We start from the raw sequence: 12,326 nt of genomic DNA, 5'->3' as shown, positions 1-12,326 counted from the left end.
TCGTTAATCTAAGAATACTGTTTTAGTACATAATAGCAGGCTTTTATACGTTTTTAGTGAATAGCAATCCAATATGGGCTGATTGATTGCTTTTACAAAAATATTGGTATATAGTTAGTTTAAGGTAAGTCACTAGTCTCACCGCGTGGGACAGAAAGGAGTTATTATGGTCCGTATCGGACATACTGTACTCGGAGAAAAGGGTACAAAAATATGCGTGCCTATTGTGGGCACAACAATGAAAGAGATTCTAGATGCCACCGCGGTAGCATGTAATACACCGTGTCATGTAGTGGAGCTACGCATTGACTATTTCGAGCGGGCCCACTCCATTGACGCTATTATTGAATTATTAATGCTCATCAAGCCACAACTGAAAGGTCGTGGGTTGCTCTTTACATGGCGCACAAAAGGTGAAGGTGGGGAAAGAACGATTTCTACACAAGATTATTTTACAATGCTAGAGCGCTTGATTCCTACAGGATTGGTGGATGCTATCGATATTGAGCTGTTTTTTGATCAAGATAGAATGCTTAAAACGATAGAGTTTGCTAAGGTTCATGGAATCACTATTATCATGAGTAACCATGATTTCCATTGTACGCCGAGTCGTGAAGTCATTGTAAATCGACTTATTCAAATGAAAGAGTTCTTGGCCGATGTGCCAAAAATTGCCGTTATGCCTCACACAACTGGTGATGTATTGACGCTACTTGAAGCAACGGCTGAAGTGAAAGCTTTGTATCCTTCGGATCCAATTATTACGATGGCAATGGGAGAACTAGGTGCTGTTACACGCACTGCAGGTGCTCTATTTGGAAATGCCATGACCTTTGCCTCTGCTGGTAAAGCATCGGCACCAGGGCAAATCGATGTACATGCTTTAAAACGAATTCTAGATACCATAGATGTAGATGGTGTATTTGACGAACAACAACATAAACGCGTAAAAGTGCATTAAAAAAGTCGGCGAGAGCCGACTTTTTTATATGTTTTGTATTTCTTGTAGTATATTCATTTTTGAAGGGCGGATATAAAAAATATATATGTTATTATTAATGACTTTATATAGAATAAGATATTTTTTGTATGATAATTTTCTGTAATTGGTATTACTATTTACAATAGGATAACGTTCAGGAAAGATAGCTAATGAAGAAATTTTTTGATAAATCAACTTTAATTCTTTTCTAATAAAGGAAGAATCTATAATCTGTTGTTCTAGTGAACTTTTGAGATTTACTATATCAGACTTAGCTGTAGGCGTCATAATTACTGTATACTTCATTTCAGCTCTCCAAATTTATAAATCTTCAAGGAGTTCATTAAAAATTTTTTCCGCAGGTTCACCAATTTCTTTTTCTGCTTGATTTAGCCCTAATTGTATTCTTGTAGTTAAATCTTCTTCAGTCCAGAAATCATTATTAATAGCATCAATCCATTCTGGACGGAGGATAGTAGGTGGAATATCCTTATTAAATTGTATTTGTTTAGATACAAGTGTAACTGTTTGTGACATGGTTAATCCCATTTCTTTTAGAATAGCTGTTGTTAGTGTCTTAACTTTAGGATTGATACGGATGTTAAGAACTCCTGTCTTATCGATTGTATCGAAGGATATTTCTTGATTTTCTTCTCTTGGTGTACCATATGCACCTATATGATCTGAGGCTTTTAATGTAGTTTGTGGTTGTTCATAGGTGCCGTTGTTGAGTGTGCTTGGTGTAGGTGTTTCATCGATAGGTGCCGTTGGTAACGCAATGGCAAACGGAATGCGACGCTCTTTGATGATTTGGCGGAATAGTGCATCTAGCATAGAGGTGTATGATAGACCTTGTGCTTTTAATATGCTAGATACCTCTTGTTTTAAGTCCTCATTGATGCGAACTTGTAGATTTACAGTTTTCATAATGCCTCCTATTTATGGTCGTCACGTTAAGACTATTGCTTATAGAAATTAGTTCATTGTATTTTGATAGTTCCATGGTGAAAGCTATTTTAAATTCTTTATGTAATTACATTGTAATTGCTAAAGTGATTTTCTACCAATATATATAATACATAGGACACATAAAAAAGCAGTAGTTATCTTGAGGATAGCTACTGCTTTTCAGTTTATATCATTGATGTCATGATATGAGTTTTAGTTTTATCTAAGAATACAGATGTAAATGCTCTTACTTCTAAAGATGTAGAAGCCCGTACTTATATAGAGGAAAGAATCTTATAAATACCGTTATATAAACTCTTACAATAAGTTTGCTTCAAAGTCTTCTAGTATAGCCGCCACTGTTTCTGGTGCATTGCGATTATGTTCTACGATGCATTGTGCAAAGCTTTCATACATTGGAGTGCGAGTTTCTTCGAGTTCACGTAAGCGTTCTATGCCGCCACCGGATAGAACACGACCTGAAGTAGATAGTTTTTCTACAGGTTGCGTTAATTGGTAAATACGACCATTTTGGCGTAGGTGTGCATAGTTTTTAGGTACTGTTACACAGCCGCCACCAGTGGAGATGACAAGGCCAGTTTCTGTGCCTAATTTTGCAATCATATCCGCTTCTTTTTCACGGAACGCAGCTTCCCCTTGTTCCGTAATATATGTGGAGATATTACCGATTTCTTTTGCTAGCTCTTGATCGACATCAATACAAGTACGGCCCATCTCTTTGCCGATTGTCTTGCCTACAGTTGTTTTCCCAACACCAGGCATACCGATGAGGATGATATTTTCCTTTTCACGGCGCATATCTCGCAAGATTTGCTCGATTTCGTTGGTGCCAAAGCTTTCACCTTGGAAATGATTAGCCGCCTCAACGCCTTGTGCCACGAGGAAAGGTAGACCATCACAATGAGGAATATCCATCATTTCTGCTTGTAAAAGCAAAACGGTACGGCGCGGATTGTAGATGAGATCCACAACGCCTTCTAATTTAGCAAATTGCATAATATCTATCAGGCTAGCCGGATTATGCGGATACATACCAATAGGCGTGCAGTTAATAATAATTTGCGCTGTTTCGTAGTAATTAGGTGCATCAGTATAGAGCGGAGCTGTTTTACGAGATAGATGCGTGATGCTCTTAGCACCTAGATCTTCAAGAGCCACGTGAACGGTAGCAGAAGATGCGCCATCGCCAAGAATGATGCATTCTTTACCAGATACATAGATCCCAGCGTGTTTTAGGGTGAATACAAATCCATCGTAGTCTGTATTGTAACCATGCCATTTGCCGTCTTTACGGACCATCGTGTTTACACAGCCAATGCGTTCCGCGCGAGGGTCAACTACATCGCAAGCCTCAAGGGCATTAACCTTGTAAGGAAAGGTAATATTAATACCTTGTAATTCTGGATTTGCGAAGAACTCTTGCAGTTGGCTCGGTTCTCGTTCAAATAATTCATAATTAGTATTTCCCAAAGCATTGTGGATGCGTGGGGAAAAGCTATGGCCCAACGTACGGCCAAGTAAACCAAATTTCATAGGACCTCCTAGGTCAATATACACAAAATGGCTAATAGGCTGTCACCTATTAGCCATTGGAGTTTTAAAACTATATCCATTGTACTATATATGCCATTAATAAGCACTACTATAGAGGAAAATATTAATTTTCAGGATAATTACCGAGCAAACGGAATTTATCTTGCGATGCGTGGAGTTCTGCCAACACGGAGAGTACTTTTGGATCTGCTAAGGATGCTTCCAAATCAAGGTAGAACAAGAATTCAAAGTTATGTCCTACGATAGGGCGGGACTCAAGTTTTGTAAGGTTTACACCGATGTTAGCAAATTTGGTGAGCAATGTACCAAGGCCACCAGGTGCATGACTTGCAGTGGTTACAACAGAGATTTTATTGGCTCCTGGGTATACGTGGAAGTCCTTACTAATACAGATAAAGCGCGTATAGTTGTTGTCGCTATTTTGGATGTTTCTTAGCAATGGAGACAAATTATATAGGTCTGCACATTGAGGTGCTGCGATAGCTGCCACACCTGGGTCATCACTAGCCGCTACGAGCTGTGCAGCTCGAGCCGTGTTGTCATAGGAGCGTAATTCTACGCCTTCCAACTTATCTAGGAAGTGACTGCATTGGCCTAATGCTTGAGGGTGGGAAATTATGGTATGAATATCTTCTAGTTTTGTTCCTTTTTTCACGAGCAAGTCGTGAGATATCCAAAGACGCGTACCGCGAACGATATAGCATTTGCGCTCTTCTAAGAGGTCATATACTTCTTTTACAGAACCATTGGAGCTGTTTTCAATAGGCAATACACCGAATTGACATTCCCCTGACTCTACGGCATCGAATACGGCACGGAAACCCGTTACATAATGGATTTGGCTGAGAGGTAATAATTTATCACACGCCATTTGAGCATTGCTACCGAATACGCCGGCGCAAGCTACACTGCCCCGTTGAGGTGGCAAAGTAGGGGATTGCTCGATGGCTTTTTTCATTTTTAAAGTGAATTCATTGTCTTGGAATAGTTGCTCAGATTGGTATGTACGACTCAAGCTAAATAATGCTTCAAAAAAGCGGCGTGCATATAGATCGAGGTCCGGACCTGCATCTTTTGTTACCTTGTCGAGAATGTCGCGCTCTCGTTTGGCATCGTAAATGGCCTTATTCATTTCTTTTTTTGCAGCCGCTACGTCCTTGGAGAGTTCCATGCGCTCTTTGAAGAGGGCGAGCATTTGGTCGTTTATGTCGTTAATCTTAACGCGTACTTCATCTAAGTTCATGGTCAATATCTCCTAAGAAATCAAGAATGACAAGGGCCGTAACGGCTTCGATAACAGGTACAGCACGAAGCGCTACACATGGGTCGTGACGACCTTTAATGGTGAGTAAGGTGTCCTCTTTTTGTGAAAGAGACACAGAATGTTGTTCCTTATAAATGGATGGAGTAGGCTTGATGCCCACTTGCATAACGAGAGGCAAGCCGTTGGTGATACCGCCTTGAATGCCACCGCTATTATTGGTAGTTGTTGTGATTATATCGCCGTCCATGGTAAAAGCATCGTTCACCTCTGATCCAAGGCGAGAACACATGTCGAAGCCACCCCCAAAGGACACGCCTTTGATGGCAGGTACGCCAAAGATCACGCGAGCTAATCGGTTCTCGATGCCATCAAAGTTTGGATTACCAAGACCGATTGGTAGACCTGTAGCCACAACCTCAACGATACCACCGGTAGAGTCGCCGTCTTTTTTTAGTTTCATGACTAAGTTTTCTACTTCAGAACGCTTGTCTGCATCGACCATAGCGATAGTTTCAGTAGCTATTTTGGCAAGTGCTTTTATATCTGGATGAACCATATCGATAGGAGTATCTTGGATTGTACCAACTTGTTTTAAATGGCCGTGAATTTCGATACCTTTTTCACGCAATAACTGTAGTGCAATGCCACCAGCTACGCAAAGAGGTGCTGTAAGACGTGCCGAGAAGTGGCCGCCACCTCGCATATCTACCTTGTCACCATAGCGCATGCGAGCCGTAAAGTCCGCATGAGATGGGCGAGGAATGTCGCGCAAGTTATTGTAATCACCGGAGTGTTGCGATGTATTGCGAATCATAAATGCCAATGGAGAGCCACTGAGCATGTCATCTACCATACCTGATAAGAATTCAGGTATATCGGCTTCTTTACGTTGCGTTTGTAATTGGTTTTGACCTGGCGCACGGCGCTTTAAGAAGGCTTGTAGCTCGTCGATGTCGATGGAATGTCCACAAGGGAGGCCTTCCACGATACCACCGATGGCGTACCCATGAGACGCGCCAAAGGTAGCTACTTGTATAGTTTTACCGAAATTAGATGCCATTATATTAACTCCTACTTATAGTATGTATGACTAGTATTCTTATCTATTGAAACGCATTAGCTGTGACTAGGACGCTATACTTGCTGTGCATTGCCACCTAGTATGTTCCAGTCCTCGAAAAAGTCAGGATAGGATTTTGTAATAGCTTCGCTATCTTGTAAGATGACAGGGGTTTCACTAATGAGAGCCATCAATGTGCCTGCCATAACGAGGCGATGGTCGTTAACACAATCACCTTGTCCTCCTTTTAGTATACCACTACCGATGATATATAGGTCATCACCATCTTCGCGAACCGTGCCTCCTAAATCTCTGACGAGATTAGCAACGGTTTCGAGGCGATCTGATTCTTTTAACCGTAGGCGAGCACCATTAACAAAGGAGCTTTCACCTTGGATAGAGCAAGCGAGGGCTGCCATAACTGGCAACATATCGGGCATTTGCTCGAGGTCGGCATGGATTGGCTTACTAGCGCGACCTGATACAGTGATATTCATGTCGTCCCATGTAATAGTGCACCCTGAGGATTCGATGACCTGCATGATGCGGCGGTCAGCTTGTATAGAATTCTGGTTCATACCCGTAATGGTAATAGGTTGGCCTGTCATAGCGGCAGCAACCATCCAAATCGCTGTATTGGACCAATCGCCTTCGATTTGGTAATTACTTTGACCTTTAAAAGTAGCATTAGCAGTTACCGTAAAGGATTCTTGTACTGTGCCACGTGCAGGCGTATGGTCAACGGTTACGCCGAAGTCTGCCATCGTTGTAGTCGTCAATGTTACATAGTCGCTAGATTGAAGTGGCGTAGTAGATGTGATTGTAGCGCCTCCACATTGTGGAGCTGCTAATAATAGACCAGAGAAAAACTGGCTACTCACATCGCCAACCATGCTAAATTGACCACCTTGGAGAAGACCTGTCATAGTGAATGGTGGTTTATCTTGGGAGAATGTTACGCCGTGAGCTTTCATTTCACCGAGCATGGGCTCTAAAGGACGATCTGGTAAGCGCCCTTTCGCATCCACATTTACCTCATTACAAATGGAGGCTGCTACTGGTAATAAGAGGCGCAATGTAGTACCCGATTCATGGGGAACAACATAGCCTTTTTTGGGCGCAGGACCAGGTGTAACAGTGACAACTTTATTTTCATACACAACGTGTGCGCCTAAGCCTCGTAAGGAGTCCATAGTTGCATCGATGTCTTTAGAGGTGCGGCTCAGTAGTATGGTAGATGACGAGTTTGCGAGAGCGGCGCAAATCAGCGCACGGTGCGCATGAGCTTTTGCAGGAATGGACGCGATAGTCCCAGTAGGGATGGCGTTCGTTACAGAATGCATATAAATCTCCTTAATCTAAATAGGTAGCAAGTTCCTCGTGCGTTACTACCTTGAGTTCACTGTGACCATAGCTAGTAGGTACTACGATTTTAATGGTTGCTCCTTCGCTTTTTTTGTCGTGCTTAGCGGCAGCTAGAATCTCTTCTTTGCTTATCGTTGTTGTTGTTGGCAAATCGTGTGCTTTGATGAGGGCCTTTAATTTCTCTAAAGCCTCCGCATTTAATTCTCCATGTTTGACAGCACCTTGTGCCATGAGGACCATGCCAATGGCAACGGCATAACCGTGATGTACCTCGAAATGGCTCGCTTTTTCAATACCGTGACCAAAGGTATGACCGAGGTTTAAGAGGGCACGAACGCCAGACTCGCGTTCGTCTTGTTCTACAATATCCGCTTTTGCTTGTATGCAGCGGGCAATAACGCCACTTACACTACCGCGATGTTTAATTAATGGTCTATTCTCAAGTTGAGTGAGTAAACCCGGTACGTCTAGGAAACCGTATTTGATAATTTCACCGCATCCATTAATCCATTCCATTTCAGGTAATGTATTGAGTGTAGCTGGATCACAAAGGACTAGAATTGGTTGTTTGAAAGCGCCCCATAGGTTTTTGCCGGCTTCGAGATTGACCGCTGTTTTACCACCTACAGAGGAGTCTACTGCGGCTAATAGGGATGTAGGAACTTGAACATAGTCGATACCACGTAAATAGGTCGCTGCTGCAAATCCTGCCATATCGCCTACAACACCGCCGCCAAGGGCGATGAGCAAGTCTTTGCGAGTCAATGATTGGGCCGCCATGTATTCTACTAAATCGATGAGTTGATGAGCATTTTTGGAGCTTTCACCAGCAGGGAAAACATAATCACAAACAGCATAACCCACATGTTCCATATTAGCTTTCACAGAGTCCAAATAGTGAGGCGCCACGTTGCTATCGCTGACGATGATAACACGGCAATTTGGTTTTAATGGTTTAATATAATCGGTGATGCGTTGTAAAGCGCCTTCCTCGATGACAACATCATACGGTGTAGATGCATTAATATGGATGCGAGTCATAACGGTTCCTTTCTTAAAAGAATAAGCTAGTATCTATTATAACGGATACTAGCTTATTTGTGTGATATGTAAGATTATTTAGTGCATTCAACCAATGCTTGGCGTAACGCGTTAATTTCTTTCATAAGGCTAGTGAATTGGTCTGGACGCAATGCTTGCGGACCGTCGCACAATGCTTTGGCTGGATCGTTGTGAACTTCAATCATAAGGCCGTCTGCACCGCCACCTACGGATGCAAGTGAAAGCGGACGAACCATGCGGCTCATACCTGCTGCGTGGCTAGGGTCCATGATAATTGGCAAGTGAGATAGTTCATGCATCATAGGAATTGCTGTTACATCTAAGGTATTGCGAGTTTTAGTTTCGAATGTGCGGATACCCCGTTCGCATAATACAATTTGTTCATTGCCTTCGGACATGATGTACTCAGCAGCCATCAACCATTCTTCGTATGTTGCAGATAAACCACGTTTTAAAAGAACTGGTTTATTTAATTTGCCCACCTCTTTTAAAAGCGTGAAGTTTTGCATGTTACGAGCACCGATTTGAAGCATATCTACATTATCAAAGTATTGTAATTGGGAGATATCCATAACCTCAGAAACAATAGGAAGACCTGTTTCTTTTTTAGCAAGCTCTAATAACTCTAAGCCTTCTGGGCCCATACCTTGGAAGGAGTATGGGGATGTACGAGGTTTGAAAGCGCCGCCACGAAGGATGGTAGCACCAGCTTCTTTACATGCTTTAGCAGTGGCTAATACTTGTTCAGGTGTTTCCACAGAGCAAGGACCGGCCATTACTGCGAAGTGACCACCACCGATGAGGACACCACCAACATTGATTACAGAATCATCTGGATGGAATTTGCGGTTTGCTTTTTTGTATGGCTCTTGAATGCGAGTTACTTTATCTACGAAATCTAGAGACTCGATTTGACGGGCATCAAGAGATGCAGTATCACCGATAAGTCCTAGAATATTGTATCGAGTACCTTCTACTGGATGGATAACGAATCCTTGAGCCTCTAATTCACCGCGTAAACGGGATACTTCTTCCGCTGCTGCGTTTTGTTTCAATGTAATAATCATGATAATTCCTCCTTTTAACTACAGTGAATAGTAGGGCTTACCATACGGATAGCAAACAAAAAGGGCTACCCGTAATCTAATACGGGTAGCCCTTTTACTATTCTAAGCAACTAATATTGAATAATCCTTAATTAGCGCATCACAAATAGTTCCTTACCCGTACGTTGGATAAAGAACCAATAAAAGTATTGTTTTGTTGTGAGGCTAATTTGGTTAGTCATCTTTGGTTGCTCCTTTCTAAAATATTGGGTATAGTATAAACCCAAATGATAAAAATATGCAATACCTAAAAATGAATTTCATGGAAGTTTTAAAATATTTTTGATGCGGGAATTAATAGGAACAGAGAAGTTTTGTGGGATTAAGCGTATTTTTGATATAATAAAAATAAGAAGCTTTCATTGTTTATAGGGTATTTCGTAATACACATGAATCGATTCTTATAAATGTACTTATAATCAGAAAGGGCACCCATGATTATTCAAATCTTAGATCATATAACAGAGGAAATAAAACAAATTCGTATCGATGTATTTATGAAAGAACAGGGTTTTGAAGACGAGTTTGATGAAATCGATGAGACTGCAAAGTTTGTGCTCTTATCCATTGATGGTAAAGCGGCTGGTACGTGTCGATATTTTCCCAGTGATGTAGCTGAAGATGCACATATTGGTCGTATGGCAGTACGTAAGTTGTATCGTGGACAACATTTAGGTACTAAGATTATGATGGTCGCTGAAAATGCTATTCGCCGTGATGGATTTAAGACGTGCTCCTTGTCGGCGCAAGTACAGGCCAAACCATTCTATGAATCCCTTGGATATCGTGCTGAAGGAGAAGAATACCTAGATGAAGGATGTCCTCACGTGATGATGCGGAAAGTATTATAAGCCGTTCAATAGTGCTGTATAATAAGAATTGGTGGATATATATATTGTTGTACATAGTATTTTATAAGTAACTTGATATATCTTTTTGAGAGGAGAGTTTATGAAACTAGCAGAAGCATTACAAGAACGATCTGATTTAAATTATAAAATAAGCGATTTAGAGCTTCGCTTAACTCAAAATAGTTTAGTGCAAGAAGGGGAAGTACCGAATGAGAACCCTGAAGAACTTTTGAAAACATTAGAACAATGTGTAAATAGACTTCAAAAATTAATTGCAGATATTAATTTAACTAATTGCAAAACTATTATAGAAGGTCGAACTATTACTGAAATCATTGCCGAAAAAGATTGCGCTGCTTTGCGCCTAACTGCTTATCGAACTTTGGCATCTAGCGCAGGAAGTATCAATTTCCGTGCGAGAGGGTCTGAGATTAAGCTAATGCCGACTGTGAATGTGGCAGACATCCAAAAAGAAGCTGATCATATCGCAAAACAAGTACGTTTATTAGACAATCTATTGCAGTCTGCTAACTGGACAACTGAATTGATTGAAAGCTGATAATAGTTGGTAGTTTGAAACAGGGTGGACACAAAAACTTTTGCTTTTACCAAGCTTATTATGAATATATTCATGGGGCGAATGAAAATCTACGGTGTAGGCCTATTTGCGCACAAAGGTATTGATACAATTTACAATGTATAACCATGTGTCAACTGTAAAACGAGGGTGGCGTTTGGGGACTATATTTCTAGCAACATATACACTGATATGATAGTATTTTGTTTTTTTAGAGATAAATAGGAGAGAGCTGTTTAAATTTGCAGCAATTCCTCATAACTATGGTTTAAATAATCATGAAAAAAGAGCTGATAGCGTTATAGCTATTAGCTCTTTTCTATTGGCTCGTACGTCCTTAGATATTGTATTTTATAACGTCTATTATTCTAAATCATCAAAATCAAATGCCGCTGCTTTTGTATAGTTTGTAACTTTAGCTTCGAAGAAGTCAGTTTTTGTGCTATTCAAGTTGGAGAAGCTTTCGATCCATTCCATTGGATTATCCTTGATTTCAGGATATAGATGAGGCAAGCCGATTGCTTCTAAGCGAATATTCGCAAGGTATTTGATGTAGCGCTCGATAAGAACGTTGTTAAGGCCGAGGATTTTATCATCAGTGATGTACTGGCCCCAAGCGATTTCATTTTCAGCACCTTGACGAATCATGTCCGTAATTTTTGCCTCTAGTTCAGGTGTAAACAAGTCAGGACGTTCACGGCGTAACTCGCGAATGATGTTTTGGAACAATACGAGGTGAGTTACTTCATCGCGGTTGATATATTTGAAGATAGTGGATGTAGCTGTCATCTTGCCTTGGCGTGCCAATGTGTAGAAGAAGCTAAATCCAGAGTAGAAGTAGATGCCTTCTAAGATATAGTTAGCGATGATTGTATGAATTAGATTTGCTTCGCTAGGATCGTCGCTGAATCGTTGGTATGCATCGGCGATGAAGCGATTACGTTCAAGTAATGTTTTATCTGTACGCCATTCATCATAGATTTTGTCACGTGTAATAGGATTTGTTACAGTGTCCAAAATGTAGGAATAACTTTGAGCGTGAATTTCTTCTTGGAATGCTTGGATATTCAATAAGGATGCCACTTCAGATGCTGTAATATAGCGGCTCAAATTAGGCAAGTTTTCAGATTGAATGGAATCAAGGAAGTTCAAGAACGCAATGATTTTATCGAAGGCACGACGCTCGTAATCTGTTAAGTATGGGAATTGTTTAACGTCTTCGTTCAAGGAAATTTCTTCCGGAATCCAGAAGTTGTTGAGCATCGTACGGTACATTTGGTTTGCCCAGTCGTACTTGATACGATTCCACTCGCGAAGGTTCGTGGTATTACCGCCAATCATAGATTGCGTGCCACGGTCACCATTTTCGTTGAAAATCAGTTTTTTATCCATAGTAGGGCTCCTTTATACGATGATGCGACCTATACTGCTATAGGTCGTCATCAGATTTATAATGTTGGTGAAAGTATCTTTCACAGGTTTAGTGCTCTCTAGTTATAGAGCATATTTTTTGTAAACTATGGCAATGATATCTTT

At 41.0% G+C, this 12,326-nt stretch carries 12 protein-coding genes; 3 read left to right on the top strand and 9 right to left on the bottom strand.

All coding sequences use genetic code 11. The features are described from left to right. The first annotated feature begins 166 nt into the window (after window positions 1–166). Window positions 167–961 carry a type I 3-dehydroquinate dehydratase gene (gene aroD / locus E7A03_RS06915; protein ID WP_008602292.1) on the top strand — a complete coding sequence of 265 codons (795 nt, stop codon included), beginning with the start codon at window positions 167–169 and terminating at the stop codon, window positions 959–961. 24 nt (window positions 962–985) lie between these two features. Here the strand turns inward: aroD and E7A03_RS06910 are convergent, their stop codons facing one another. The 8 genes from E7A03_RS06910 to aroF all read right to left on the bottom strand — a co-directional run bounded on the left by E7A03_RS06910 (window position 986) and on the right by aroF (window position 9,323). Further along, on the bottom strand, window positions 986–1,288 hold the full coding sequence (locus E7A03_RS06910) for a type II toxin-antitoxin system RelE/ParE family toxin (protein ID WP_008602295.1): 303 nt from the start codon (window positions 1,286–1,288) through the stop codon (window positions 986–988). A 15-nt stretch (window positions 1,289–1,303) separates the two neighbouring features. Further along, window positions 1,304–1,909, bottom strand: coding sequence for a type II toxin-antitoxin system RelB/DinJ family antitoxin (locus tag E7A03_RS06905; protein WP_004694948.1), 606 nt, complete (start codon window positions 1,907–1,909; stop codon window positions 1,304–1,306). 339 nt (window positions 1,910–2,248) lie between these two features. Then, window positions 2,249–3,484: a shikimate kinase gene (locus E7A03_RS06900; RefSeq protein WP_316073905.1), complete on the bottom strand. Its 1,236-nt coding sequence runs from the start codon at window positions 3,482–3,484 to the stop codon at window positions 2,249–2,251. 124 nt (window positions 3,485–3,608) lie between these two features. Next, window positions 3,609–4,748, bottom strand: coding sequence for a bifunctional chorismate mutase/prephenate dehydratase (locus E7A03_RS06895; RefSeq protein ID WP_008602300.1), 1,140 nt, complete (start codon window positions 4,746–4,748; stop codon window positions 3,609–3,611). Then, on the bottom strand, window positions 4,735–5,829 hold the full coding sequence (aroC, locus tag E7A03_RS06890) for a chorismate synthase (RefSeq protein ID WP_316073903.1): 1,095 nt from the start codon (window positions 5,827–5,829) through the stop codon (window positions 4,735–4,737). The genes E7A03_RS06895 and aroC overlap by 14 nt, the downstream gene beginning before the upstream one ends. Before the next feature lie 74 nt (window positions 5,830–5,903). Then, the gene (aroA, locus tag E7A03_RS06885) at window positions 5,904–7,172 is read right to left on the bottom strand and encodes a 3-phosphoshikimate 1-carboxyvinyltransferase (RefSeq protein WP_008602303.1); all 1,269 of its coding nucleotides are present in this window, start codon (window positions 7,170–7,172) and stop codon (window positions 5,904–5,906) included. A gap of 10 nt (window positions 7,173–7,182) precedes the next feature. Continuing rightward, complete coding sequence (gene aroB / locus E7A03_RS06880) at window positions 7,183–8,235, bottom strand: 3-dehydroquinate synthase (RefSeq protein WP_008602304.1); 1,053 nt, start codon at window positions 8,233–8,235, stop codon at window positions 7,183–7,185. A 74-nt stretch (window positions 8,236–8,309) separates the two neighbouring features. After that, a complete protein-coding gene (gene aroF / locus E7A03_RS06875; RefSeq protein ID WP_008602305.1) occupies window positions 8,310–9,323 on the bottom strand; it encodes a 3-deoxy-7-phosphoheptulonate synthase in 1,014 nt (337 codons plus the stop codon). Between the two features lie 473 nt (window positions 9,324–9,796). Here aroF and E7A03_RS06870 point away from each other — a divergent pair, with 473 nt between their 5' ends. Both E7A03_RS06870 and E7A03_RS06865 read left to right on the top strand, forming a co-directional pair. Next, window positions 9,797–10,213, top strand: coding sequence for a GNAT family N-acetyltransferase (locus E7A03_RS06870; protein WP_008602306.1), 417 nt, complete (start codon window positions 9,797–9,799; stop codon window positions 10,211–10,213). A gap of 100 nt (window positions 10,214–10,313) precedes the next feature. Beyond that, entirely contained in the window at window positions 10,314–10,772 is a 459-nt protein-coding gene (locus E7A03_RS06865; protein WP_008602307.1) for a DIP1984 family protein, read from the top strand. 381 nt (window positions 10,773–11,153) lie between these two features. On the opposite strand, the gene E7A03_RS06860 is transcribed toward E7A03_RS06865, so the two are convergent. Continuing rightward, complete coding sequence (locus tag E7A03_RS06860; protein WP_008602308.1) at window positions 11,154–12,182, bottom strand: ribonucleotide-diphosphate reductase subunit beta; 1,029 nt, start codon at window positions 12,180–12,182, stop codon at window positions 11,154–11,156. Window positions 12,183–12,326: the final 144 nt, after the last annotated feature.

The sequence above is a fragment of the Veillonella parvula genome (assembly GCF_032472435.1).
Classification (GTDB): Bacteria; Bacillota; Negativicutes; order Veillonellales; family Veillonellaceae; genus Veillonella; species Veillonella parvula_N.
The sequence above is the reverse complement of the archived record's forward strand: the minus strand, read 5'-3'. Positions and strand labels throughout refer to the sequence as shown.